A 26,240-nucleotide genomic window follows, 5' to 3' on the forward strand; every position below is an offset into this window, starting at 1 on the left:
AAGGGGACGTCATGACGGACAAGTTCGTCGCCGCAATCGACCAGGGCACCACGTCCAGCCGCTGCATCGTCTTCAACCAGGACGGCGCCATCGTCGCCGTCGACCAGCGAGAACACCGCCAGATCTTCCCCAAGCCGGGCTGGGTGGAGCACGACGCCACCGAGATCTGGTCGAAGGTGCAGGCCGTGGTCGCGGGCGCGCTCGCTAAGGCGGGGCTCCGCGCCGACCAGCTCAGCGCGATGGGGATCACCAACCAGCGCGAGACGACGGTCCTGTGGGACCGCGCCACGGGCAAGCCCGTGCACAACGCCATCGTCTGGCAGGACACCCGAACCTCCGCGCTCTGCAACGAACTCGGCGGCTCGGACGGTCAGGACCGTTTCCGCGAGCAGACCGGACTGCCACTGGCCAGCTACTTCTCCGGGCCCAAGGCGGCCTGGCTGCTCGACAACGTGCCGGGGCTCCGGGCCCGTGCCGAACGCGGCGAGATCGCCTTCGGCACGATCGACTCCTGGCTGATCTGGAACCTCACCGGCGGCACGGACGGCGGAAAGCACGTCACCGACGTGACCAACGCCGGCCGCACCATGCTGATGAACCTCGAAACACTCCAGTGGGACCCGTCCATCCTCTCCGCGATGAACGTCCCCGAAGCAGTCCTCCCGGAGATCAAGTCCTCGTCCGAGGTCTACGGGACCGCCGTCGGCCAACTCGCGGGCGTCCCGGTGGCGTCGGCGCTGGGCGACCAGCAGGCCGCGGTGTTCGGACAGGCCTGCTACGACGTGGGCACTGCCAAGAACACGTACGGAACGGGCAGCTTCCTGCTGCTCAACACCGGGAACCGGCCCGTGCCCTCGAAGAACGGGCTGCTGACCACGATGGGGTACAAAATCGGCTCGGAGGCGCCGGTCTACTGCCTCGAAGGGTCCATCGCGATCACCGGCGCGCTGGTGCAGTGGTTCCGCGACCAGCTCGGCATCATCCGTACCGCCGACGAGATCGAGACCCTCGCCGAGAGCGTCGACGACAACGGCGGCGCGTACATCGTGCCCGCTTTCTCGGGCCTGTTCGCGCCCTACTGGCGCTCCGACGCGCGCGGTGTCGTCACCGGCCTGACCAGGTACGTCACGAAGGGGCACCTCGCGCGGGCCGTCCTGGAGGCGACGAGCTGGCAGACGCGTGAGGTCGTGGACGCCATGTTCCAGGACTCCGGGGTGCAGATCACGACCCTGAAGGTGGACGGCGGCATGACCAAGAACAACCTGCTGATGCAGCACCAGGCGGATGTGCTCGGGGTGCCGGTGATCCGCCCGAAGGTCTCCGAGACGACCTGCCTGGGCGCTGCCTACGCGGCCGGTCTGGCGACCGGGGTGTGGAACGACCTCGACGAGCTGAAGTCGCACTGGCAGAAGGACGTCGAGTGGACTCCGAACATGGAGGCGTCCGTCCGTGACCGCGAGTACCACAACTGGCGCAAGGCGGTGGAGAAGAGCTTCGGCTGGCACGAGGACGGCGAGGGCTGACCCGGCCCTTTTCGGGGTCCACGCGCGCGTGCGGCATCGACGTCCACTCGCGCGTGCGGCCCAGGAGGATGCCTGAGGACTGCGGCCCGTACCCCTGTCGGCGGGGGTACGGGTCGTACTCGTGCCGCTATCGGTTGCCCGGGCAGGCCGGGGGTCGTCGGCCGGTGTCTCAGGTGGTGACGGTCTGACGGCGCTCGGCGGCGTACGCCATCGCGTGCTGGACGACCTCGATGAGGACTTCCTTGACCGACTCCCGGCCGCGCGCGTCGCACAGGACGACGGGGACTCCGGGGTCGAGGTCGAGGGCCTGGCGGACGTCGTCGATGGGGTAACGGGCCGCGCCCTCGAAGCAGTTGACGCCCACCACGAAGGGTATGGAGCGCCGCTCGAAGTAGTCGACGGCGGCGAAGCAGTCCTCCAGGCGGCGGGTGTCGGCGAGAACGACGGCACCCAGGGCGCCGGTGGCGAGCTCGTCCCACAGGAACCAGAAGCGGTTCTGGCCGGGCGTCCCGAAGAGGTACAGCACCAGGTCCTCGCGGAGCGTGATGCGGCCGAAGTCCATGGCGACCGTGGTGGTGTGCTTGCCCTCCACACCGCTGGTGTCGTCGACGGGACGGCCCGCCTCGGTCAGCAGCTCCTCGGTGCGCAGCGGCTTGATCTCGCTGACGGCGCCGACCATGGTGGTCTTGCCCACGCCGAAGCCGCCCGCTACGAGGATCTTGAGCGTGACGGGTTCGACGGGGGCCTTTCCGCGCTCAGTGCGCCCGAAGATCATCGTTCTCTTCTCCTGCTTCAGTGGTGTCGCGTGCTTCGGTGGAGCTTGCATCGGTGGTCGAGCTTGGTTCGTTGGTGGAGCTTGCTCGGGTGGTGGCGCTTGCTTCGGTGGTGCCGGACGGTGGTGGACCGTATCCGCCGCCGCCGGGTGTTTCGATGACCAGCACGTCGCCGGGGCCGACCTCGGCCGCGTCGCTCCCGGCGAGTTCGGTGACCGTGCCGTCCGCGCGCTCCACGCGGTTGGCGCCCAGCGTCCCGGGTTCGCCGCCCGCCATACCGTAGGGCGGGACCCTGCGGTGCTGGGAGAGCGTGGAGACGGTCATCGGCTCGTGGAACCGGATGCGGCGTACGGCACCGTCACCGCCCCGCCACCGTCCGGTCCCGCCGCTGCCGCGTCGTACGGCGAACTCGTCGAGCTGGACCGGCAGTCGCCACTCCAGGACCTCGGGGTCCGTGAGTCGCGAGTTGGTCATGTGGGTCTGTACGACGGGCGCGCCGGGGAAGCCGTCGCCCGCACCGGACCCGGAGGCCACGGTCTCGTAGTACTGGTACCGCTCGTTGCCGAAGGTGACGTTGTTCATGGTGCCGGAGCCCTCGGCCTGCACCCGGAGAGCACCGTACAGGGCGCCGGTGATCGCCTGTGACGTCTCCACATTTCCTGCCACAACGGCGGCCGGTGGCCGCGGGGCGAGCATCGAGCCGGGCGGTACGACGATGTCGAGGGGCCGCAGGCAGCCGTCGTTGAGCGGGATGTCGTCGGCGACCAGGGTGCGGAAGACGTACAGGACGGCCGCGTTGACCACCGCGAACGGCGCGTTGAAGTTGGTGGCGAGCTGCGGGGATGTGCCCGTGAAGTCGACTCTCGCGGAGCGTTCTTCGCGGTCCACGGAGACGTGGACCCGGATCACGGCGCCGGAGTCGGTCTCGTAGGCGAACTCGCCGTCCTCAAGGGTGTCGATGACGCGGCGGACCGCCTCTTCGGCGTTGTCCTGGACGTGCTTCATGTACGCCTGGACGACGTCGAGCCCGAAGTGCTCGATCATGCGGGCGACTTCGTCGACGCCCTTCTGGTTGGCAGCGATCTGGGCGCGCAGGTCGGCGAGGTTGGTCCTCGGGTTGCGCGAGGGGTAGGGCGCCTCGGTGAGGAGGCCCCGGGTCTCGGCCTCCCTGAGGCGGCCGCCCTCCACGAGCAGCCAGTTGTCGAAGAGGATGCCCTCCTCCTCGATGGTGCTGCTGTTGGCCGGCATGGACCCGGGCGCGATGCCGCCGATCTCCGCGTGGTGGCCGCGCGAGGCGACGTAGAAGAGGATGCGCCCGCCGTCCGCGCCGCCGCCGTCCGTATCGCCGCCGTCCATGTCGCCGCCGTCAAGATCGTCACGGCCCGCTGTGCCGTCACCCTCCGTGTCGAAGACCGGGGTGATCACCGTGACGTCGGGGAGGTGGGTGCCGCCGTGGTACGGGTCGTTGACCGCGTATGTGTCCCCGGGGCGCATGCTGTCGCCGCGGCGGCGGATGACCTCCTTGACGCTGGTGCCCATCGAGCCCAAGTGCACTGGGATGTGGGGGGCGTTGGCGACCAGGTTGCCGTCGGGGTCGAAGAGTGCGCAGGAGAAGTCCAGGCGCTCCTTGATGTTGACGGACTGGGCGGTGGACTCCAGCCGGGCGCCCATCTGTTCGGCGATGGCCATGAAGAGGTTGTTGAAGACCTCAAGGAGAACGGGGTCGACTTCCGTACCGAGATCGGAACTCTCCGTGACCGCCACGCGTTCCATGACCAGATGCCCGTCGTCGGTCATGGCCGCCTGCCAGCCGTCGTCGACGACGGTCGTCGAGCTGGCCTCGGTGATGATCGCGGGGCCGGTGACGGTGTCGCCGGGGGGCAGTTCCTCGCGGCGGCGCAGGGGTACGTCGCGCCAGGTGCCGCCGGTGTGGAGGCTGACCGTCTCCGGGGTGCCGGGCGCGGAGTGCGGGGTGACGAGGGCGGAGAGATCGGGGGGTTCGGTGAGACCGGTGGCTTCCACGGAGAGGGCTTCGACGACGACCGGACGGTCGAGGGTGAAGGAGTAGGTGGCGCGATGGCGGTCTTCGAAGGTGCGAGTCATGGTGTCGGGCTCGGTCAGCTCGACGGTGAGTGCCGTGTCCGTGCCGTCATAGCGCAGCTGGGCCCGGCGGGTGACCCGGATGCGGTCCTCGGGGACGTCCTCGGCGAGGAGTTCGGCGCGAGCCGCGCCCTCCAGGCCGTCGGCGGTCTTGAGGATGCCGGGCATCGCGGAGGCTTCCAGGGGCGCCTCGACGGACTGTTCGCGCATGGCGGTGGTGTCGGCGAGCCCGATGCCGAGTGCGGAGAGCACCCCGGCCATGGGCGGCACGAGGACCGTGCGGATGCCGAGCGAGTCGGCGACCATGCAGGCGTGCTGGCCGCCCGCGCCGCCGAAGGTCGTCAGTGCGTAGCGGGTGACGTCGTGGCCCTTCTGGACCGAGATGCGCTTCACGGCGTTGGCGATGTTGGCCACGGCGATCTGCAGATAGCCTTCGGCGACCTGCTCGGGCGTGCGGTCGTCGCCGGTCCGCTCGCGGATCTCGTCGGCGAGGGCGGTGAAGCGGTCGCGGACGAGGGCCTCGTCGAGCGACTGGTCGCCGTCGGGGCCGAACACCCTGGGAAAATGGGCGGGTTGGATCCGGCCCAGGGCCACGTTGGCGTCGGTGACGGTGAGCGGGCCGCCGCCCCGGTAGCAGGCGGGGCCCGGGTCCGCTCCCGCCGAGTCCGGCCCTACGCGGTAGCGGGAGCCGTCGAAGTGGAGGACGGACCCGCCGCCGGCCGCGACGGTGTGGATGTCGAGCATGGGCGCGCGCAGCCGGACGCCGGCGATCTGAGTGGTGAAGACGCGTTCGTACTCCCCCGCGAAGTGCGAGACGTCCGTGGACGTGCCGCCCATGTCGAAGCCGATGACCCGGTCGAAGCCGGCCAGTTGCGACATCCGCGCCATGCCGACGATGCCGCCGGCCGGCCCGGAGAGGATGGCGTCCTTGCCGCGGAACTGTCCGGCTTCGGCGAGGCCGCCGTTGGACTGCATGAACATCAGCCGTACGCCGCGGAGTTCGTCGGCGACGTGCTGGACATAGCGGCGCAGGACGGGAGACAGATAGGCGTCGACGACGGCCGTGTCACCACGCGGGACGAGCTTCATCAGGGGGCTGACCTCGCTGGAGAGCGAGATCTGCGGGAAGCCGGTGCGGGCGGCCAGTTCACCGACGGCCTGTTCGTGGGCGGGGTGGAGGTGGCTGTGCATGCAGACGACGGCGACCGCGCGGATTCCGGCGTCGTACGCCTCCTGGAGGGGCCCCGCGAGGGCGTCCAGGTCGGGGGCGCGCAGGACGGTGCCGTCGGCGGCGATGCGTTCGTCGACCTCGATGACGCGTTCGTGGAGCAGTTCGGGGAGTTCGATCTCGCGGGCGAAGATCCGCGGGCGGTTCTGATAGGCGATCCGCAGCGCGTCGCGGAAGCCGCGGGTGACGACGAGGAGGGTGCGTTCGCCCTTGCGCTCCAGGAGGGCGTTGGTGGCGACGGTGGTGCCCATACGAACGGATTCCACCGGTAGGCCGTTGTGGTGACCGGGTTCCTGCTCGGCTGCTCGTCCTGTCGGTGCGTCGCCGGCTTCGGTGAGGAGTTCACGGATGCCCGCCACGGCGGCGTCGGCGTACCGGGACGGGTTGTCCGAGAGGAGTTTGCGGGTGAGCAGCCGTCCGTCGGGGCGCTGGGCGACGACATCGGTGAAGGTGCCACCGCGGTCGACCCAGAACTGCCAGCCCTTCACGTCTGTCTCCCCGATGTCGCGCTGCTCCGGCCCTGAGCCGGAGGTGCCTTTCGACGATCGGTCAGATCATATCGGGGTCCGGCACCTCGGCGTTCGGTCCAGAGCGGGCGCCGCTTGGCGGCCGGCCTCCTTCAATTGGCCACTAGAGCGTTCACATAGCGCGATGGTTGCGCGGATAATGAGATCGTAGAGATCGCACTCAAGCTGGCCAAGGGGCCGAATTCCGGCCGAACCGTCAGGAGCCAAGGAAAATGCGTACGCCCAAGCCCCCTCTCGCAGACGACAGCACCACTGGCGATACCGACGGGAACGCCCCACGTCTCGCCGAGCCGGGCGGATCGTCCGGCAAGGTCCAGTCCCTGGAGCGGGCGATCACGCTGCTGGAGGCGACGGCGGACAGCGCGCCGGACGGCGACACGGCGACGAATCTCGCCAGCCGCTGCGGACTCAACCGGGCCACGGCCTGGCGGCTGCTGTCCACCATGGAGCAGTACGGCATGGTCGAGCGCGATCCGCTGACCAGCCGTTACACCGTGGGTTTCGCGGTCGCCCGGATGGCCTCGGCCGCCGGGTTCGACGGGCTCATCCGGCGCTCCCACGGCGTCCTGCGCCAGGTCAGCGAGCAGACGGGCGAGACGGCCAACCTCGCGGTGGTGCAGCAGCTCGGGCTGACGTACATCGACGAGGTGACTCCCCCGGTGGTCCTCAGTGCCAAGTGGCTCGGGCGGCAGGCACCGCTGCACGCCACCTCCACCGGGAAGGCGCTGCTGGCCTGGCTGCCGGCGGAAGAGGTGGACGTGCTGCTGGCCGAGCCGCTGACCGCGTACACCGACACGACAGTCGCCGACCGGGGGCGGCTGCGCGCGGAGCTGGCCGAGACGCGGGAGCGCGGATACAGCGTGTGCGCGGGCGAGATGGAGCGGAACCTGTACGGGGTGTCCGCGCCCGTCCTCGGCACCCGCGACCGGCCGTTCGCCGTGCTCAGCATCTGGGGCCCGCAGGACCGGGTGCCCGAGTCCCGATTCCCGGCGCTGGGCGCCTTGGCGTGCGGTGCGGCCGAGGAGGTGGCGCGGGCGGCGCGGGCGTTGTGACCCCCTCGGGGCGGCCACGCGGCCACGCGGCCAGGCGGCCGGTTCCGGGGTGGGGCGGGGCAGGCGCTGCCGGTCGGGCGGGTGCTGGTGGCGAGAGTGAGGCCGGTACTGGCCGCGGGGCCGGCACTGGCGGAGGTGCCGGTACCGGCGGTGGTGCGGCGCCCCGGGCCGGTGCCGTGGGCGGGCGCCCTTGACGGACGGCGGGCCCAGGCGGCATGTTCGTTATGTGCGATGCATGAACGCTATGCGAGCGGCGTGCGCGCAATCACTCCACCTGACACCCACCCCCGCACAGCGGAGGCCCCCGCATGACCATGAACCAGGACGTCATCATCACGTGCGCCCTCACCGGTGCCGGCGACACCGTGCGGAAGAGCCCGCACGTCCCTGTGACCCCCGAGCAGATCGCCCGCTCCGCCGTCGAGGCCGCGGATGCCGGAGCTGCCGCCGTCCACATCCACGTGCGCGATCCGGAGACGGGGGCGCCCTCACGGGACCCGCGGCTGTACCGGGAGGTCGTCGAGCGCATCAGGGAGACCGGCACGGACGTCGTCGTCAACCTGACCGCGGGAATGGGCGGCGATCTGGTCATCGACCCGGAGGAGCCGCTGAGGCACCTGCCCGGCACCGACCTCGTGGGCGGACTCGACCGGCTGCCGCACGTCGAGGACCTGTTGCCCGACATCTGCACCCTGGACTGCGGCTCCCTCAACTTCGGCGACGGCTCGAACCTCTATGTGTCCACCCCGGACATGCTCCGTACGGGGGCCGCGCGCATCCAGGAGCTGGGCGTACGGCCCGAGTTGGAGATCTTCGACACCGGGCACCTCTGGTTCGCCAAGCAGCTGCGCACCGAGGGGCTGCTGGACGATCCGACCGTCTTCCAGCTGTGCATGGGCATCCCGTGGGGCGCGCCCGCCGATCCGGGCGTACTGCAGTCGATGGTGAACATGCTGCCGGAGGGCTCCCAGTGGGCCAGCTTCGCCCTCGGGCGGATGCAGATGCCGTGGGTCGCCCAGTCGGTGCTGCTCGGCGGGCACGTACGGGTCGGTCTGGAGGACAACCTCTACCTGGGCAAGGGCGTCAAGGCGACCAACGCACAGCTGGTCGAGCGCGCGGTGACGATCGTCGAGGCGATGGGGGCGCGCGTCGCCACGCCGGACGAGGCCCGGCTGAAGCTCGGCCTCAAGCCACGTGGCTGACCCGCGGAACGAGGTGCGCGCCGACCGCACGCCCAGCAGAGACCGCACACCCGTCACAGACCGCGCGACCCACAGACTGCCGACCGCCGCAGCCGCCGTCCCCCCACGTCGAGCCCCCAAGGAGCCCTTGGTGCCCCACACTTCAGACGCCCCCGACATCGCGCGGACCTCCGTGACCCGGCCCGCCCCCCAGGACGTACGGACCGTGGCCTGCGTCGGCGCCGGGGTCATCGGCGGCGGCTGGGTCGCACACTTCCTGGCCCGCGGGTATGCCGTCAGGGCGTGGGACCCGGCGCCCGACGCCGAGGCCCGGCTGCGCCGTCTCGTGGACGCCGCGTGGCCCGCGCTGGAGCAGCTGGGCCTCGCGCCGGACGCCTCGCCGGCCCGTCTCACGGTCACCGACACGCTCGAAGAGGCGGTGTCGGAGGCCCAGTTCGTGCAGGAGAGCGCCCCGGAGAAGCTGGAGCTCAAGCGTGAACTGCTGGCGAAGCTGGACGCGGCGACGCCCGCCGGGATCGTCATCGCCTCCTCCACGTCCGGCTATCCGATGACGGACATGCAGACGGGGGCCGTCACGCCGGGCCGGCTGGTCGTCGGCCACCCCTTCAATCCGCCGTACCTCATCCCGCTCGTCGAGGTCGTCGGCGGCGAGCGTACGGACGCGGCGGCGGTCGAGTGGGCCTCCCGCTTCTACGAGTCGGCGGGCAAGTCCGTGATCACCATGGAGCGCGAGGTTCCCGGTTTCATCGCCAACCGTCTCCAGGAGGCGCTGTGGCGGGAGGCCCTGCACATGGTCGCCAACGGCGAGGCGACGGTGCGTGAGATCGACCGGTCCATCACCGAGGGCCCCGGTCTGCGCTGGGCGTTCATGGGCCCGATGCTCACCTTCGCGCTGGCCGGCGGGGACGGCGGCATGGCGCACATGCTGGACCACTTCGGCCCGTCCCTGAAGTCCCCCTGGACCCGGCTGGAGGCCCCGGAGCTGGACGGGGCGCTCTACGACGCCGTCGTCGCGGGCTGCGAGGACGCCTCCGACGGCCGGACCATCCCGGACCTCGTCGCAGAGCGCGACCAGGGGGTCATAGACGTCCTGCGCGCCACCGGCCGACTGCCCGGGGCCGGCGCCCGATGACGTCCCTGCCCCTCTTCCGCGAGACCGTGCGCCCCGAGTGGATCGACTACAACGGGCACTTGAGCGAGGCGTTCTACGTTCTCGTCTTCGGCCACGCGACCGACGCGATGATGGACGGGACGGGGATGGACGCCGCGTACCGCGCGGACAGCGGCTGTTCGCTCTACACCGTCGAGTCGCACATCCGCTATCTGCGGGACGTACCGGAGGGGGCCCACCTGGGCGTCCGCACCCGGATCCTCGGGGCGGGCGGCAGGAAGGCGCACTTCACGCACGAGATGTACGTCCTGGACGCGGCGAACGACGCACCTGGCGCGGACGCCACCGTGGTCGCCACGTCGGAACTGCTCGCCCTCCACGTGGACCAGAAGGCCGGGCGGACCACTCCGTTCCCGGAGGGCGTCCGCGACCGGCTCGCCCCACTGGTGGAGACGGCGCCCGCGTGGGCCGGGCGTGCCATCGCCCCGGTCGTCTGAGGTCGCCGGGGTCGTCCGAGGTCGCCGGGTTCCTCTGACGCGGAGGCCCGGATCGCCCGGGCCTCCGGGTCGCGTCACAGGGCCCGGAGGCCGCTGATCACATCGCGGAGAATGCTTTCGTCCGGCAGCTCGGCAGGTGGTACCGGACGCGTCACATGGACCAGCTCGTCGTCCACGAGGTCGCCGATGAGGACGCGTACGACCCCGACGGGCAGGTCGAGTTCGGCGGCGAGTTCGGCGACCGACTGGGGGGCGTCACGGCAGAGCCCGACGATGTCCACGTGCTCCGGAGACAGCGAGTGGTCCGCCTCCGGGTCCTCGGCGTGCAGCTCGGTCACGACCACCGCGATCAGGTCGAGGCGGTGCTGGGCCGCGCTGGTGGTGCGGCCGCGTGTCATGGCATACGGACGGACCACGGGTCCGGCCTCGTCGTCGAACCAGTGGGACATCCCCTGACTGTCTCCGCTCATGCCATCCCACTACCCGCCCGAGGGCAATTCGGTGCGCGGAGCGGCGGCCAGATGTGCGCCGACCCTCTTGACCAGCAGCGTCATCTCGTACGCGACCTGCCCGACATCGGAGTCGGAGTCGGAGAGGACCGCGAGGCAGCTGCCGTCGCCCGCGGCCGTGACGAACAGGAAGGCCTCGTCCAGTTCGACGATGGTCTGGCGGACGCTGCCCGCCTCGAAGTGTCGCCCGACGCCCTTGGCGAGGCTGTGGAACCCGGAGGCGACGGCGGCCAGATGTTCGCTGTCCTCCCTCGTCAGGTCGGTGGAGACCCCCGTGGGGAGGCCGTCCCCGGAGAGCACGAGTGCTTTGCGGATGCTGGCGACACGCGCCACCAAGTCGTCGAGGAGCCAGTTGAGTTCCCCCGTCGACGTGCTGGTCGTGGTGTGGCCGGCGGCCTTCGGTGCGGTCATCGACCGTCTCCCTTAGTCGTTCCTGGTGCTGTGCCGTCCTGGGCCTCGTCGCCCTCGGCGTTCTCCTCACGGCCGCGTCGCCAGCCGCGCTGGAGCGAGGCCATACGGTTGCGTACTTCGTCGGCGTCGCGCTCCGTGGGGTCCGCCGCGCGGGCTGCGTCGTTCGCGGCTCGCCGGTCGGGGCCGTCCTTGAGCTGGGGGGCCAGATTGGCCTGTCGTACGCGGCGGGGCAGTGCACCGGTGCCGCCTCCGGCAGCCGCGCCGGGGCGGGTTCCGCCGCCGGCCGGGGTGCCGGGGTGGGTGCCGCCGGACTCGACGCCGCGACGCGACGCGCGCTGGGGAAGGGCCGGGGCGTCCGCGTCCCGGTGCCCTTCGACGGCCTCAGGTCGGCGCGTGAGCGCCTCGCCGGGGTCCGCCGGGCCGCCGCGCTCGCCGCCGCGTCCGAGGGCCTGACGGCGCTCCACAGCGTCGTCCGCCGACTCGGTGGCTCGGGGCCAGTCGTCCGCGGGGTCGCGGCGGGAGCCGAGGGAGTCCCCGGGCTCGCGGTGGGAGGGTCCTCGCCTGACGCTCCTCGATCGCTTCGGCAGGTCCTCCAGCACGCCGGGCCGCTCGGACGACTCCCGGGCCGCCTGGGGCGGTTCCGCCACCTCGTCGGCGTCCGCGCGGTCCGTCGCCTCGTCGCGCCGTGTCTTGGTCTGGGTCACGGGGCGCCCGTGGGAGCTGACGAGCTTGGGGGCCCGGCGGCGCGGGAGCTGCACGGGCGCGCCGGACGGCTCGTCGGCTTCGCCGTCCGCGTGCGACGGATCGCGCGGATCCGGCCGTACCTGCGGCTGGTCCCCCGGCACCCCCGCGATGGAGCGGCGCGGGCGGAAGATGCCGCCGCGTTCGCCTTCCTGGTCGTCGAGGGGGTCCGGGAAGTCGTCGAGGGCGTCCAGATCGACGGGCGCCTCCAGTTCGACGGGCCCGTCCAGCATCGAGGCGGTCCGGCCGGGCAGCGTGACCGGCACCTGGGACAGGGCCGCCGTACGGCCCTCGTCGCCGTCCTTCTTCGAAGGGAGTGCCCGGTCGAGCCGGAAGCCCATGCCGTTCGTGTCGGGCACGTCGTCCGAGAGGAGCGCGTCCGGGACGAAGACCACGGCGGTGGTGCCGCCGTACGGGGACGGCTGGAGCGAGACGCGGACGTTCTGTCGCTGGGCGAGCCGGCTGACCACGAAGAGACCGAGCCGGTCGGTGTCCGAGAGCTCGAACTCGGGGGTCTCGGCGAGCCGCAGGTTGGCGTCGAGGAGCGCCTCCGCGGCCATGCCGAGGCCGCGGTCGTGGATCTCCAGGGTGAAGCCGTTGGCGACGCGCTCGCCGAGCACCTGGACGGCCGTGTGGGGCGGCGAGAACACCGTGGCGTTCTCCAGGAGTTCGGCCACGAGGTGGGTGACGTCGGCGACCGCGGACCCGGTGACGGCCATCCGCGGCAGCCTTCGTACCTCGATGCGCTCGTAGTCCTCGACCTCGGCGACGGCGGCGCGTACGACGTCCATCAGCTGGACGGGTTTGCGCCACTGGCGGGACGGGGCGGCGCCGGAGAGGATCACCAGGCCCTCGGCGTGCCGGCGCATACGGGTCGTCAGGTGGTCGAGGCGGAACAGGTCGGCGAGTTCGTCGGTGTCGTCGGTCCTGCGCTCCATGGTGTCGAGCAGGGTGAGCTGCTTGTGCAGCAGGACCTGGCTGCGGCGGGCGAGGTTCACGAAGACCTCGGAGACGCCGCTGCGCAGCTCGGACTGTTTGACGGCGGCCTCGACGGCGGCCCGCTGGAGGATGTTGAGGGCCTGGCTGACCTCGCCGATCTCGTTCTTCTCGTACTCCAGACGCGGGACCTCGGTCTCCACGTCGACCTGTTCGCCCGCGGAGAGGCGGCGCATTACGCTGGGCAGCCGTACGCCGGCGGTCTCGTGGGCCTCCTGGCGGAGCCGGCGCAGGTCGCGGACGAGGCTGCGGCCGATGCGTACGGACATGAAGAGCGAGACCAGCAGCGCGGCCAGGCCCAGCACTCCGGCGATGCCGGCCTTGACGATGACGCCGATCGCCACGGGGCGCACACGGTCCTGGAAGCGGTCGCCCGCCTGGGTGTTGAGCTTGTCGAGTCCGTCGAGGACGTCGCCCGCGACGCCGTCCCAGCTCTTGGCGGTGACTCCGCGGGGCTCGCCGGGAGCGGAGGCGATGACGGACTGCTCGGCCACGCGCAGCGGGGCGGTGGCGGCGTTCTTCCAGTAGCGGTCGTAGCGTGCGCGCTCGGCGTTGGGCAGCAGCGGCAGACCGACCTCGTACATGAGCGTGCGCTGGGCGACGAGGTCGGAGACGTCGCGGGCCTCCTCGCGGGTCACCCGGCCGACGACGAGGGCGGAGCCGAGGAGGGCGTCCTCACGGGCGAGCAGCTCACGGGCGCGCGACATGTTGACGAGGGCGCGGCCCTGCTTGTCCACGTCCACGTTGTCGAGGACCTGGAGGTTGGTCAGGAGGGTGAAACAGGGGTCCACCAGGCGGTTGTAGAGGTCGAGTGCCTGGAGGCGGGTGACGGTGCCGTCCTCGACGCTCTGACGCAGCGGACCGACGCCGTCGAAGGCGTCCAGGATCGCGGTGAGCCGCTCGGTGGTCTCCGCGCCCATCTCGTCCCGCAGATCGCCGTCCTTGGCGTTCCTGCGGATCTTCGACACGACGTCGTCGGTGGCGGTCCGGGTGCGCCGCAGATCGGCGAGTGCCTCGGAGGCCCGGGGGTCGGCGAGATAGACGAGCGTCTGACGGCGCTCGTCCTGCAGGACGCTGATGACGTCCTCGGTCGGATAGCCGATCTCCTGGACGATGAACGTCGTGTCGAACAGCTGGTTGACTTCGCGCCCCGTGAGTACCGTGGCGAAGCCCCAGATCCCGGTCAGGGAAACCAGCGGCACGAGCAACAGCGCCACGATCTTCCGGCGGATGGACTTCCCGCGAAAGCGCATGGCCTCCCCCAGCTCGACCCCCGGCGACCGGGGGCACACATGTGCGTCAACAAACGGCGTGAGCCTACTACCGACACAGTGGTATCTCGAAGGCCTGTCCGGACCGACTCGTTCCGGGACGGTAACAGGACATCAGCAGTTGTCCGTTCATTGCGGGAGATTGCCTCCCCGAATCCGACACGGGACACCGGACGCCATCCGGTCCGCATAGCGGGCCAGTTGGCCGGAATTTTACGGTCGGCGGGAATCTTCGGGTTACGTCGATCGTCTGTCTGTACGGAAGTTGGAGGCGGAATCGGCAGCAGGTGCCGCATGCCGCGCCCAGGCGGCGTAAAACAGCGCAAGCCGGGCAGCCAATGGGGAGCCGGGGTTCTCGTGACTCCGGAGCAGGCGGTTGTCGGGCGGTTGGGGAGTGACGAGTTGATGGGCACGGCGGAGCGGCACGGGACAGCCGGGACGGGCGTCGCGGAGGCCACGAAGGCACGGCGGGGTCCACAGGCGCAGGATCGCGACATTCCGGCCGGCATCCCGGCCGACGTCCCGGTGAGGGCAGCCGAGAAGGAGTCCCTGCCAGGGGCCGAGGCGGAAACCGGGGCGGGGCCGGCCAGGGGGGCTCGGTTCGTGGTGGGAGCGGACGCGGAGACCGGGGCGGAAACCGTCGCGGACACGGAGGCTGAAACAGAAGCGGAGCCGAAGGCCGAGACGGAGACCGCGGCGGAAGCCGTAACGAACGCCGAGGCTGGATACGCCGCGAACGCCGGAGCGGAAGCCGTCATGGAGGCCGGGGCGGAAGCCGAAGAGCAGGGGTACTACCGGCAGTTGTGGGTCGAGGAGCCCGCGACCCGGCGCCGGCTGCCCGATCCCGTGCGGGCGTCCGCGGTGCGGGCCGTCATCATCATCGCCGTCACGCTGATCCAGGCGATGGTCGCCTTCCTGTGCACGCTGGCCGGTTCCTGGCTCGCGTTCCCCATGGTGCTGAGCAGCGTGGCGAGCACGGTGGTGGCCACCTGGGGCGCCCTGGACGTATGGGTGACGCGCCAGGTGTGGAACCAGCGCAACGGCGTGGTGTCGGTGCCCAGCAGCACGGCTCGTGCCCTGCGGCGCGAACGGCGCAGGGCACGGCGCCAGGAGCGGGCGGCGGAGCGGACCAAGGAGCGGATACGCCGACAGGGCGGCGGCGCGGGCCAGTTGTCGCACTCCTAGAGGCGGCGCTCTTCTGGTGGAAGGCAACGCCCGTTGGCAAGCCGCGGTCGGCAGCACCCCGCAGCCGGCACCCAGCGGCAAGCCCCCCGGGGAGCGCTCCAGGGCACTGCCTCGGGTCGGCCACTGGGCGCGGCCGCGGCGACGCCTCTCCCCGCCAGGACACGGCGACAGCCCTCTCCCATTGGGTGGCCCCGCTAGGAGGCGGCCGCCTCCACCGTCACCCCGCGCCCGAGTTCACGGCGGGCACGCATGAACGGTCGTGGTCGGTCCACGGAGAGCACCGCGGTCGTCCGGCCGTCCCGCTCGTACAGGGCGAGAAGGCCCCCCTCGTCGGGCGCGTCGTCGCTGACGCCGCCCTCCGCGATCCGGACGGTGTCGGTGTCGAGCCGCCGTCCGGCGAACTGGATCCGTGCTCCGTACTGGTCGGACCAGAAGTAGGGCATCGGGCGCACGGTCTCCGCCGTGTGTCCCGCGAGGAGGTTGCGCACGGCGACCCGGGGCTGCTCGGTGGCGCTGGTCCAGTGTTCGGCACGGGTGCCGCCGACGCGGGCGACGTCACCGACGGCGACCACCTGGGGCAGAGCCGTCACGCAGCCGTCGTCGCACAGCACTCCGTCGTGCAGTGCGAGGGTCGAGCCCGCCAGCCAGTCGGTGTTGGGGATGGCGCCGATGCCGACGATCACGATGTCGGCGGGGAGCAGCCGGCCGTCGGCGAGTTCCACGCCGGTCACCGCGACCGTGCCGCGCAGCCCGGCGACGCCGGTGCCCGTGACCAGGTCGACGCCGCCGCGCCGGTGCAGCCCGGCGCACACCGCAGCCATCTCCGGGCCGAGTTGGGGTACCAGCGGCAGCGGTGCGGCCTCGACGACGGTGACGTCGTGGCCGAGTCCCGCGCAGGAGGAGGCAGTTTCGGCGCCGATGAAGCCGCCGCCGATGACGACCACACGGCGGGTGCCCGCGGCGAGTTCGGCACGCAGCGCACGCGCGTCGTCGAGGGTGCGCAGGGTGTGGACTCCGGCGAGTTCGCAGCCGGGGAGCCCCCGGGCCGAGGCTCCGGTGGCGATGACCACGCCGTCGGTGGAGACGGTGCGGCCGTCGCCCAGGAGGACGGTCCGGCCGCGCACGTCCAGGCCGCGGGCCCGGACGCCGAGCAGCCACTCGGCGTCGAGCTCGGTGGTCTCCTCGGCGTCGGAGAGGGCGAGTTGGTCCTCCCCGGACCGGCCTGTGAGGAAGTCCTTGGACAACGGGGGGCGGTCGTAGGGGCGGTGCGGTTCGTCCCCGACGACCACCAGTCGCCCGTCGAACCCTTGGGCACGCAGTTCCCGGGCCGCGTACAGCCCGGAGAGCGAGGCCCCGACGACGGTCACGGTCCTCATGCCGCCGTGCCCTCCTCTTCGGACGCCGTTACGGCCAGCACTTCGGCCGCCACGTGGACGTGGACCACGCCGTCGTCGACGGTGACGCGGTGGGTACGGACGGCCCGACGTGCGGGAAGGCACGTCGGCCGGCCGGTGCGGAGATCGAATGACGCGGCGTGGAGCGGGCATTCGACCAGACAACCCTCCAGCCAGCCCTCGGAGAGGGACGCATCCTGGTGGGTGCAGGTGTCATCGATGGCGTACAGCTCGCCGTCGGCGTTGAACACGGCGATGGGCGGTGTGGTGTCGATACGGACGGATTCGCCCGCGGGGAGGTCATCAAGGCGGCAGACGGGAATCACGGGCCCCCCTCTCGGTCCAGGACCCACGGTCCGGGACCTCTCAGGTCCGGTCTGGTCCGAGACCTTCCCGGTCACGGACTCTTCGGTAACATGATGTTTCGTATGGCGCACGAGGGAGCGCTATGCGCAACAGAATCCGCGCGGGATGCCCGTCACGTCAAGGGCTTCCGGCAGATGCGGCTCAATCCGGGCCGCCAGGTGGTGAGAGTTGAGTTATGACCCGCACGCAAAAGCAGGCTGACCGCACAGAGGAGACACCCGGGAAGCAGAGCAGGGGCGCGGGGAGCGCCGTCCAGTCCGTGGACCGCGCCGTGAGCGTGCTGGAGATCCTCGCCCGGCTCGGTGAGGCGGGCGTCACCGAGATCGCCGACGAGCTGGAGGTGCACAAGTCCACCGCCTTCCGGCTCCTGGGAGTGCTGGAGAACAGGGGATTGGTCGCCCAGGCCAAGGACCGCGGGAAGTACTACCTGGGCGCCGGCGTACTACGCCTGGCGGGGGCGGCGGCAGTGCGTCTGGACATCTCCCAGGAGGGCGTGCCCGTGTGCCGCGAACTCGCGGACGAGGTGGGCGAGACCGTCAACATCGCTGTCCTCGACGACAACGCGGCGGTCAACATCATGCAGGCGCGCGGCGCCGCGTCCGTCACCGCACAGAACTGGCTGGGCAGACGCACCCCGCTGCACGCCACGTCCAGCGGAAAGGTACTGCTGGGGCATCTGCCGCCCACCCTGAGGGAAGGACTGCTTGCCAGGCCGCTCCCGCGTTTCACCGAGCGCACGATCACCGGTACGGCCGCGCTGCGCGGCGAACTGGAGGCCGTGGTGGAGCAGGGGTACGCGTTCGCCCTGGAGGAGCTGGAGCTGGGGCTGGCCGCGACGGCCGCCCCGGTGCGCGCCCACGACGGGAAGGTGATCGGCGCGATCAGCGTCTCGGGCCCGGTGTACCGGCTGGACTCGGACCGCCTGCCCGATCTCGCCAAGCGCACGGCGGCAGCCGCCGCCGACCTGTCGCGCCGGATGGGATACGGCTTCTGACGGAAGCGGGACCGGACACGGACCGGAGCCGGAGACCGGTCACCGGAGGGACACGGCACGAAGCGCGGGGCCAGGAACGCCTGGCCCCGCGTTTCTGTGTGTCGGACAGATTTCGTGCCGCCCGTTCCTTTTGCCAAGGATTAACCCGCACCTCTTGACGGCCCCTTGGCGGCGTTCTCACTATGTTCCTCATCGCGCAACCCATAGTGCATTGCGCAACAGCAGAGGAGCTTGGTCGTGCCACACGAGGTCCGTGCCGTAGTCGCTGTGAAGAAGGGCGCACCCGTCGAGGTGCAGACGATCGTCGTTCCCGATCCGGGTCCGGGCGAGGTGCTCGTCTCCGTGCAGGCCTGCGGGGTCTGCCACACGGATCTGCACTATCGGGAGGGCGCGATCAACGACGACTTCCCGTTCCTGCTGGGCCATGAGGCGGCGGGCACGATCGAGGCGATCGGCGAGGGCGTGACCGACCTCAAGACCGGCGACTACGTGGTCCTGGCCTGGCGCGCCCCCTGCGGTTCCTGTCGCTCCTGTCGCCGCGGCCGTCCCTGGTACTGCTTCGACTCGCGCAACGCCACCCAGCCGATGACCCTCCTGGACGGCACCCCGCTCAGCAACGCCCTCGGTATCGGCGCCTTCGCCGAGAAGACCCTGGTCGCGGCCGGACAGGCGGTGAAGATCGACCCGGCGGCCCGGCCCGAGGCCGCGGGCCTGATCGGCTGCGGGGTGATGGCCGGCTACGGAGCGGCCGTGAACACCGGCAACGTCGGCCGCGGTGACACGGTCGCCGTCATCGGCTGCGGCGGAGTCGGCAACGCGGCCATCGCGGGTGCCTGCCTCAACGGCGCCATGAAGGTCATCGCCGTCGACATCGACGACAAGAAGCTCGACCAGGCGGAGAGGTTCGGCGCCACCCACACGGTCAACTCCCGCGGCACCGATCCGGTCGAGGCCGTACGGGCGCTCACCGACGGCTTCGGCGTGGACATCGCCATCGACGCGGTGGGCCGCCCGGAGACCTTCAAACAGGCCTTCTACATGCGCGACCACGCGGGTCTGCTGGTCCAGGTCGGCGTCCCGTCGCCGGACATGAAGGTCGAGCTCCCGCTGATCGACGTGTTCTCCCGGGGCGGCGCGATCAAGTCCTCCTGGTACGGCGACTGCCTGCCCAGCCGGGACTTCCCGTTCCTCATCGACCAGTACCTGTACGGGCTGCTGGACCTCAACGCCTTCGTCACGGAGACCATCGCGCTCGACCAGGTCGAGGAGGCCTTCGCCAAGATGCACCGCGGCGAGGTGCTGCGCTCGGTGGTGGTCCTGTGAGCGCCCGGGGGACCGTACGGATCGAGCGGGTGGTCACCTCCGGCACGTTCAGCCTCGACGGCGAGACCTTCGACGTCGACAACAACGTCTGGCTGGTCGGCGACGACGAGGAGGTGCTGATCGTCGACGCCGCGCATGACGCCCGTACGATCCACCAGGCCACCACCGGCCGCCGGGTGACGGCGATCGTGTGCACCCACGCGCACGACGACCACGTCGACGCGGCGGCCGAACTGGCCGGGCTCACCGGCGCGCCGGTGCTCCTGCACCCCGGCGACCACGAACTGTGGGCCGCCACCCACCCCGACCGCAAGCCGGACGGCGAACTCTCCGACGGACAGCGGATCGGCGTCGCCGGGATCGAGCTCCAGGTGATCCACAACCCCGGCCACACCTGGGGCAGCTGCTCCCTGTACGCCACGTTCCTCGACGCGGTCTTCACCGGGGACACCCTCTTCCACGGCGGTCCCGGCGCCACCGGGCGCTCCTACTCCGACCGGCCGACCATCGAGGCCTCCATCCGCAACCGGCTGCTCACGCTGCCCGGCGACACGGACGTCCACACCGGACACGGCGAGGACACCACGATCGCCGCCGAACGCCCCAACGTCCCCGCTCCATAGGCGCGTTCACCTCTCCGCTCCACAAGCGCGTTCACCCCCGCCACGACAACCCCCACCACGACAAGGAGGGGCATGTCCAGCACGCCCGAAACGAACCCCCGCGTGGTCATCGTGGGCGCCGGCATCGTCGGCTGCTCCCTCGCAGACGAGCTCACCGCCCGCGGCTGGACCGACGTCACCGTCCTCGAACAGGGACCGCTGCCCGCTCCCGGCGGCTCCACCTCGCACGCGCCCGGCCTGGTTTTCCAGACGAACGCGTCGAAGACCCTCACCGAGTTCGCCCGGTACACGGTCGAGAAGTTCAACTCCCTCGAAGTGGACGGGGTCTCCTGCTTCAACCCGGTCGGCGGCCTGGAGCTGGCGACGACTCCCGAGCGCCTGGCCGAGCTGCACCGCCGGGCCGGATACGCCGCTTCCTGGGGCATCCGCGGCGAGATCGTGAGCGCGGCCCGGTGCAAAGAACTGTGGCCACTCGTCGATCAGTCGATGGTCCTCGGCGGCTTCCACACCCCCGACGACGGACTGGCCCGCGCGCTGCTCGCCTCCCGCGCCCAGCTGGCCCGGGCCGAAAGCCGCGGCGCCCGCTTCCTGGACCGGCACACGGTCACCGGCATCGAGCAGGAAGCCGGCAAGGTCACCGCGGTCGTCACCGACCGGGGCACCTTCCCCGCCGACCATGTGGTCTCGGCGGCCGGTTTCTGGGGCCCGGTCATCGGCCGCATGGCCGGCATCGACGTCCCTCTGCAACCGCTCGCCCACCAGTACGCGAGGACCAGGCCCCTCCCCGAACTGGCCCGGGCCACCGAAGAGGCCTCGAAGCCGATCCTCCGTTTCCAGGACCGCGACCTCTACTTCCGCGAGCACACCGACCGCATCGGCATCGGCAGCTACGCGCACAAGCCGCTCCCCGTCGACCCGTTCGCGGTCCTCGACTACGACGAGGCGCGCGCGAACGACATGGAGATGCCGTCCTCGTTCCCCTTCACCGAGGAGGACTGGGCGCCGAGCTGGGACGACTGCCGCCAACTGATGCCTGCACTGCGCGAGGCGGAGATCGAGGAGGGCTTCAACGGCGTCTTCTCCTTCACCCCCGACGGCATGCCCGTCCTCGGCGAGGCCCGTGCGCTGCGCGGCTTCTGGCTGGCGGAGGCCGTGTGGGTCACCCACTCGGCCGGAGTGGCCAAGGCGGTGGCCGAGTGGATGGTCGACGGCCGCCCGGAGACCGACGTCCACGAGTGCGACCTCACCCGCTTCGAGGACGCCCAGCGCTCCCCCTCGTACATCAAGGACCGCGGCTCGCAGCAGTTCGTCGAGGTGTACGACGTGCTGCACCCGCTCCAGCCGATGGAGCGGCCGCGTCCCCTGCGGGTCAGCCCCTTCTACGCCCGTCAGCAGGAGCTGGGCGCGTACTTCCTGGAGGGCGGTGCCTGGGAGCGCCCGCACTGGTACGAGGCGAACGCCCCGCTCGTCGACACCCTCGGCCCGCTCCCCGAGCGGGATGCCTGGTCGGCGCGCTACTGGTCGCCGATCGCGGCGGCCGAGGCGAGGGCGACCCGCGAGAAGGTCGCTCTCTACGACATGACCCCCCTGCGCCGCCTTGAGGTCACCGGCCCCGGAGCCCTCGACTTCCTGCACGGCATGACCAGCAACAACCTCCGCAAGAAGCCCGGCGCGGTGACGTACACCCTGCTCCTGGACGAGACGGGCGGCATCCGCTCCGACCTGACCGTCGCGCGGCTCGGGCCCGACCGCTTCCAGGTGGGCGCCAACTCCCCGGCGGACCTGGACTGGTTGACCAGGCACGCTCCCGAGGGCGTACACGTCCGGGACATCACCTCCGGCACGTGCTGCATCGGAGTCTGGGGTCCGCTCGCTCGCGACCTCGTCCAGCCGCTGACCCGCGACGACTTCTCGCACGAGGGCTTCGGCTACTTCCGTGCGAAGGAGACGTACCTCGGGCATGTCCCGGTCACCGCGATGCGCCTGAGCTACGTCGGCGAGCTGGGCTGGGAGCTCTACACCTCCGCCGACCTGGGGCTCCGCCTCTGGGACACGCTCTGGGAGGCGGGCCGGGAGCACGGTGTGATCGCCGCCGGGCGTTCCGCCTTCAACAGCCTGCGGTTGGAGAAGGGCTACCGCGCGTGGGGCGTCGACATGACCGACGAGCACGATCCGTACGAGGCGGGGGTCGGATTCGCCGTCCGCCTGGACAAGGGGGACTTCACCGGGATGGCGGCGCTGGAGGCCCGGGGCGAGCCCCGACGCCGGCTCACGCCACTGCTCCTCGACGACCCCGGGTCGGTCGTCCTCGGGAAGGAACCCGTGTACGTCGACGGCTCCCCCGCGGGCTACGTCACCAGCGCGTCGTACGGGTACACGCTGGGTCGTTGCATCGCCTACGCCTGGCTGCCCGTGCTCCCCACCGGGGCGAGTGTGCACGTGGAGTACTTCGGCGAGAAGGTGCCCGCGACCGTGGCCGATGAGCCGCTCTTCGATCCGAAGATGACCCGCATACGACGTTGATCACAAGCTCTGGAGGTCCCCTGTGTCCCCTACCTACGACGTGATCGTCATCGGTCTCGGCGGTATGGGCAGCGCTGCCGCCCACCATCTGTCCTCGCGCGGTGCGCGGGTGCTCGGGCTGGAGAAGTTCGGGCCGGTGCACAACCGCGGTTCCAGTCACGGTGGTTCGCGGATCACCCGGCAGTCCTACTTCGAGGACCCGGCGTACGTACCGCTGCTGCTGCGCGCGTACGAGCTGTACGAGGACGTGGAGCGGGCCACCGGCCGGGACATCGCGACGCTGTGCGGTGGTGTGATGGTCGGGCCTCCCGACTCGCTGACCGTCTCCGGTTCGCTGCGCTCGGCCAAGCAGTGGGACCTGCCCCACGAGATGCTGGACGCGGCCGAGATCCGCCGGCGCTTCCCGACGCTCGACCCGAAGGACGACGAGGTCGCGCTCTACGAGAAGAAGGCCGGCCTGGTCCGCCCCGAGAACATGGTCGCGGCCCATCTCCAGCTCGCCACCCGGCAGGGCGCCGACCTGCACTTCGACGAGCCGATGACCCGCTGGGAGCCGTACCGGGACGGGGTACGCGTCCACACGGCCGAGAACACGTACACCGCGAGCCAGCTGGTGATCTGCCCGGGCGCCTGGGCGCCTCAGCTGCTCACCGACCTCGGGGTGCCGTTCAGCATCGAGCGGCAGGTCATGTACTGGTTCCAGCCGAAGGGCGGGGTCCGGCCGTTCCTGCCCGAGAACCATCCGATCTACATCTGGGAGGACGCGGACAACGTCCAGGTCTACGGCTTCCCGTCCATCGACGGGCCGGAGCTGGGCGCCAAGGTCGCCTTCTTCCGCAAGGGCGTCGAGTGCACCCCGGAGAACATCGACCGAACAGTCCACGAGGACGAGATCCGGGCGATGGCGGACCACATGTCCCGCTGCATCCCGGACCTGCCCGGCACCTTCCTGAAGGCCGCCACCTGCATGTACTCCAACACCCCGGACGAGCACTTCGTCCTCGCCCGGCATCCCGCGCACCCGGAGTCCGTGACCGTGGCCTGCGGGTTCTCCGGGCACGGGTTCAAGTTCGTGCCGGTGGTCGGCGAGATCCTCGCCGATCTGGCCCTCACGGGCACCACCGCTCACCCGATCAGCCTGTTCGACCCCCACCGCCTCGCCGCCGCGCCCGCCTGAGGAGCACGCACGTGACGACGACCCCCGTCTCCCCCGCCCCCGTCTCCGCCCCCGGTCAGCTGCCGCCCAGCCTGATCGCCACCCTTCCGGGGCACTACTACACCGACCCGGAGATCTTCCGGCAGGAGCAGGAACGGCTCTTCGAGTCGATGTGGTTCTGCGCCGTCCGCGGCGCCGACCTGGCCAAACCGGGCGCGTTCCGTACGGTCCAGGTCGGCCGCGAGAGCGTCCTGATCACCAGGTCGCGCACCGGTGAGCTGCGCGCCTTCCTGAACGTCTGCCGCCACCGCGGGGCCCGTCTCTGTCTGGAGGAGGCCGGCGAGGTCCGGCGCAATCTCCAGTGCCCGTACCACGCGTGGACGTACGACCTCGACGGCAAGCTGATCGCGGCGCCGAACCTGGTGAAGATGCCGGACGTCGACCGCACGGAGTACGGCCTGGTCAAGGTCGCGCTGCGGGAGTGGCTCGGCTACGCCTGGGTGTGCCTGGCCGACGAGCCGCCGTCCTTCGAGGAGACGGTGATGGGCGCGGCCGTGGAGCGGCTCGGGAACGTGGCGGCCATCGAGCACTACGGCACGGAGAACCTCGCCCTCGGGAAACGCATCACCTATGACGTGAAGGCGAACTGGAAACTGATCGTCGAGAACTTCATGGAGTGCTACCACTGCGCGACGATCCACCCCGAGCTCACCGACGTCCTCCCGGAGTTCGCCGACGGCTACGCCGCCCAGTACTACGTGGGGCACGGTGCCGAGTTCGGCGAGGAGGTCAAGGGATTCACCGTCGACGGCAGCGAGGGCTTCGGGAAACTTCCCGCAGTCGCGGAGGATCAGGACCGTCGTTACTATGCGATAACGGTCAAACCCACCGTGTTCATCAATCTCGTCCCCGACCATGTCATCCTGCACCGCATGTTCCCCCTCGCCGAGGACCGGACGATCGTGGAGTGCGACTGGCTCTACGCACCCGAGGTCGTCGAGTCGGGCGCCGATGTCTCGAAGTCCGTGGAACTCTTCCACCGCGTCAACGCCCAGGACTTCGAGGCCTGCGAGCGTACGCAGCCCGCGATGGCGTCCCGCGCCTACCGGAGGGGCGGGGTGCTGGTGCCCACCGAGCACCACATCGGGATTTTCCACGAGTGGCTCATTGGCATGCTGGGAGGCATGGATGGCTGATCTCTATATCGGCGGCACATGGACGAGCGCGCGGGAGAAGGGCACCCGCGAGATCCGCTGTCCGGCCGACGGTTCACTCGTCGCCGTCGTGGACGAGGCGGGCCCCCATGACACGGCCGACGCGATCGCGGCCGCGCGCCGCGCCTTCGACGACGGCCCCTGGCCCCGGACGCCCCCGAACGAGCGCGGTGACCTGCTGCTCCGGGTCGCCGACCTGCTCGCCCGGGACAAGGACGTACTCGCCCGCGCGGAATCCCTCGACACCGGCAAACGCCTGGTGGAGAGCGAGTACGACATCGACGACATCGAGAACTGCTTCCGCTACTTCGGCCGGCTCGTCGCGAGTGAGTCCGGCCGGGTCGTGGAGACGGGCACGGAGGGTGTCGACAGCCGGGTCGTATACGAACCGGTCGGTGTCTGCGCGCTGATCACGCCCTGGAACTATCCGCTGCTCCAGACGGCCTGGAAGGTCGCCCCGGCGCTCGCCGCGGGCAACACCTTCATCCTCAAGCCGAGCGAGCTGACCCCGCACACCGCGATCCATCTGATGCGCCTCCTTGAGGAGGCCGGGGTGCCCGCCGGCGTGGCGAACCTGATCCTCGGCGCCGGTCCCGAGGCCGGCGCTCCGCTGGGCGACCATCCGGACGTGGACCTCGTGTCCTTCACCGGCGGTCTGCAGACCGGCCGCAGACTCATGGCCGCGGCGGCCGGGACGGTGAAGAAGGTCGCCCTCGAACTGGGCGGCAAGAACCCGAACATCGTCTTCGCCGACGCCGACTTCGAGACGGCCGTCGACATGGCGTTGACGGCCGTCTTCCTGCATTCCGGGCAGGTCTGCTCGGCCGGGGCTCGGCTCCTGGTCGAGGACTCGCTGCACGACCGGTTCGTCGACGAGGTCGTCCGCAGGGCCCGGCAGATCAGGCTGGGCGGACCGTTCGACGAGCAGGCGCAGACCGGTCCGCTGATCTCGGCGGCCCACCGGGAGAAGGTCGAGGCGTACGTCGCCAAGGGCCTGGAGGAGGGCGCCGTCCTGCGCTGCGGCGGGGAGCGGCCGGCCGATCCTCCGCACCCGGACGGCTTCTACTACCCGCCGACCGTGCTCGACGAGTGCTCCGGCCCCATGTCGGTCGTCCAGGACGAGTCCTTCGGGCCCGTGCTGACCGTGGAGCGGTTCACGGACGAGGCGGAGGCGGTGCGGCTGGCCAACGACACGATCTACGGTCTGGCCGGCGGGATCTTCACCTCGGACGAGGCGAAGGCCCAGCGGGTCGCGTCCGCGCTGCGGATCGGCACCGTCTGGATCAACGACTACCACCCGTACGTCCCACAGGCCGAGTGGGGCGGTTACAAGCAGTCCGGGTTCGGGCGGGAGCTCGGTCCTGCCGGTCTCGCCGAGTACCGCGAGACCAAGCACATCTGGCGCACGACCAATCCCAGTCCACAGGGCTGGTTCTCCTGATCCATGTCCCCAGGGTCGGTTCTGCGGATCTTTCGCAAGAAACCGGCACTCCCCATGGTCAGAACCAGTCGCGAGCACCG

19 protein-coding genes and 1 pseudogene are annotated in these 26,240 nt (G+C 70.8%); 13 read left to right on the forward strand and 7 right to left on the reverse strand.

The genetic code is table 11. The annotated features are described in order from the left end of the window. The first annotated feature begins 11 nt into the window (after positions 1-11). On the forward strand, positions 12-1,523 hold the full coding sequence (glpK, locus tag ACZ5VQ_RS46840; protein WP_469110354.1) for a glycerol kinase GlpK: 1,512 nt from the start codon (positions 12-14) through the stop codon (positions 1,521-1,523). Between the two features lie 169 nt (positions 1,524-1,692). Here the strand turns inward: glpK and ACZ5VQ_RS46845 are convergent, their stop codons facing one another. After that, entirely contained in the window at positions 1,693-2,298 is a 606-nt protein-coding gene (locus ACZ5VQ_RS46845) for a GTP-binding protein (protein WP_307526799.1), read from the reverse strand. Further along, positions 2,279-6,112: a hydantoinase B/oxoprolinase family protein gene (locus ACZ5VQ_RS46850; protein WP_469110355.1), complete on the reverse strand. Its 3,834-nt coding sequence runs from the start codon at positions 6,110-6,112 to the stop codon at positions 2,279-2,281. Before ACZ5VQ_RS46850 ends, ACZ5VQ_RS46845 begins: the two co-directional genes overlap by 20 nt. Positions 6,113-6,363: 251 nt before the next feature. On the opposite strand from ACZ5VQ_RS46850, the gene ACZ5VQ_RS46855 reads away from it, so the two are divergent. The 4 genes from ACZ5VQ_RS46855 to ACZ5VQ_RS46870 all read left to right on the forward strand — a co-directional run bounded on the left by ACZ5VQ_RS46855 (position 6,364) and on the right by ACZ5VQ_RS46870 (position 10,013). After that, a complete protein-coding gene (locus tag ACZ5VQ_RS46855) occupies positions 6,364-7,203 on the forward strand; it encodes an IclR family transcriptional regulator (protein ID WP_469110356.1) in 840 nt (279 codons plus the stop codon). A gap of 308 nt (positions 7,204-7,511) precedes the next feature. Further along, a complete protein-coding gene (locus ACZ5VQ_RS46860) occupies positions 7,512-8,405 on the forward strand; it encodes a beta-keto acid cleavage family enzyme (RefSeq protein ID WP_469110357.1) in 894 nt (297 codons plus the stop codon). A 130-nt stretch (positions 8,406-8,535) separates the two neighbouring features. Further along, a complete protein-coding gene (locus ACZ5VQ_RS46865) occupies positions 8,536-9,537 on the forward strand; it encodes a 3-hydroxyacyl-CoA dehydrogenase NAD-binding domain-containing protein (RefSeq protein WP_469110358.1) in 1,002 nt (333 codons plus the stop codon). Continuing rightward, a complete protein-coding gene (locus ACZ5VQ_RS46870; RefSeq protein WP_469110359.1) occupies positions 9,534-10,013 on the forward strand; it encodes a thioesterase family protein in 480 nt (159 codons plus the stop codon). The genes ACZ5VQ_RS46865 and ACZ5VQ_RS46870 overlap by 4 nt, the downstream gene beginning before the upstream one ends. Positions 10,014-10,087: 74 nt before the next feature. On the opposite strand, the gene ACZ5VQ_RS46875 is transcribed toward ACZ5VQ_RS46870, so the two are convergent. From ACZ5VQ_RS46875 to ACZ5VQ_RS46885, 3 genes are read right to left on the reverse strand one after another with little or no spacing between them, the layout of a single operon-like run. Next, entirely contained in the window at positions 10,088-10,483 is a 396-nt protein-coding gene (locus ACZ5VQ_RS46875; protein ID WP_200399608.1) for a DUF742 domain-containing protein, read from the reverse strand. Between the two features lie 9 nt (positions 10,484-10,492). Continuing rightward, the gene (locus ACZ5VQ_RS46880) at positions 10,493-10,933 is read right to left on the reverse strand and encodes a roadblock/LC7 domain-containing protein (RefSeq protein ID WP_189839795.1); all 441 of its coding nucleotides are present in this window, start codon (positions 10,931-10,933) and stop codon (positions 10,493-10,495) included. Then, positions 10,930-13,923: a nitrate- and nitrite sensing domain-containing protein gene (locus ACZ5VQ_RS46885; RefSeq protein WP_469110360.1), complete on the reverse strand. Its 2,994-nt coding sequence runs from the start codon at positions 13,921-13,923 to the stop codon at positions 10,930-10,932. Before ACZ5VQ_RS46885 ends, ACZ5VQ_RS46880 begins: the two co-directional genes overlap by 4 nt. 792 nt (positions 13,924-14,715) lie before the next feature. Between ACZ5VQ_RS46885 and ACZ5VQ_RS46890 the strand changes: the two are divergent. Beyond that, positions 14,716-15,126 (forward strand): annotated as a pseudogene (locus ACZ5VQ_RS46890) (hypothetical protein); the annotation flags it as partial. A 194-nt stretch (positions 15,127-15,320) separates the two neighbouring features. On the opposite strand, the gene ACZ5VQ_RS46895 reads toward ACZ5VQ_RS46890, so the two are convergent. Both ACZ5VQ_RS46895 and ACZ5VQ_RS46900 read right to left on the reverse strand, forming a co-directional pair. Next, complete coding sequence (locus tag ACZ5VQ_RS46895) at positions 15,321-16,502, reverse strand: NAD(P)/FAD-dependent oxidoreductase (protein WP_469110361.1); 1,182 nt, start codon at positions 16,500-16,502, stop codon at positions 15,321-15,323. Further along, positions 16,499-16,846, reverse strand: coding sequence for a bifunctional 3-phenylpropionate/cinnamic acid dioxygenase ferredoxin subunit (locus ACZ5VQ_RS46900; RefSeq protein ID WP_469110362.1), 348 nt, complete (start codon positions 16,844-16,846; stop codon positions 16,499-16,501). The genes ACZ5VQ_RS46895 and ACZ5VQ_RS46900 overlap by 4 nt, the downstream gene beginning before the upstream one ends. A 215-nt stretch (positions 16,847-17,061) precedes the next feature. On the opposite strand from ACZ5VQ_RS46900, the gene ACZ5VQ_RS46905 reads away from it, so the two are divergent. From ACZ5VQ_RS46905 to ACZ5VQ_RS46935, 7 genes are all read left to right on the forward strand, one after another. Beyond that, complete coding sequence (locus ACZ5VQ_RS46905) at positions 17,062-17,880, forward strand: IclR family transcriptional regulator (protein WP_200399604.1); 819 nt, start codon at positions 17,062-17,064, stop codon at positions 17,878-17,880. A gap of 237 nt (positions 17,881-18,117) precedes the next feature. Next, on the forward strand, positions 18,118-19,203 hold the full coding sequence (locus tag ACZ5VQ_RS46910; protein WP_469110363.1) for an S-(hydroxymethyl)mycothiol dehydrogenase: 1,086 nt from the start codon (positions 18,118-18,120) through the stop codon (positions 19,201-19,203). Then, the gene (locus ACZ5VQ_RS46915; RefSeq protein ID WP_469110364.1) at positions 19,200-19,826 is read left to right on the forward strand and encodes an MBL fold metallo-hydrolase; all 627 of its coding nucleotides are present in this window, start codon (positions 19,200-19,202) and stop codon (positions 19,824-19,826) included. Before ACZ5VQ_RS46910 ends, ACZ5VQ_RS46915 begins: the two co-directional genes overlap by 4 nt. Positions 19,827-19,898: 72 nt before the next feature. After that, positions 19,899-22,349, forward strand: a complete 2,451-nt coding sequence (locus ACZ5VQ_RS46920; protein ID WP_469110365.1) for a GcvT family protein — start codon at positions 19,899-19,901, stop codon at positions 22,347-22,349. A gap of 22 nt (positions 22,350-22,371) precedes the next feature. Beyond that, entirely contained in the window at positions 22,372-23,526 is a 1,155-nt protein-coding gene (gene solA / locus ACZ5VQ_RS46925; protein ID WP_469110366.1) for an N-methyl-L-tryptophan oxidase, read from the forward strand. A gap of 11 nt (positions 23,527-23,537) precedes the next feature. Next, the gene (locus ACZ5VQ_RS46930) at positions 23,538-24,701 is read left to right on the forward strand and encodes an aromatic ring-hydroxylating oxygenase subunit alpha (RefSeq protein WP_469110367.1); all 1,164 of its coding nucleotides are present in this window, start codon (positions 23,538-23,540) and stop codon (positions 24,699-24,701) included. Beyond that, a complete protein-coding gene (locus ACZ5VQ_RS46935) occupies positions 24,694-26,160 on the forward strand; it encodes an aldehyde dehydrogenase family protein (RefSeq protein WP_469110368.1) in 1,467 nt (488 codons plus the stop codon). Before ACZ5VQ_RS46930 ends, ACZ5VQ_RS46935 begins: the two co-directional genes overlap by 8 nt. The last annotated feature ends 80 nt before the right edge of the window (positions 26,161-26,240 follow it).

The sequence above is a fragment of the Streptomyces sp. NPDC033178 genome (assembly GCF_055577685.1).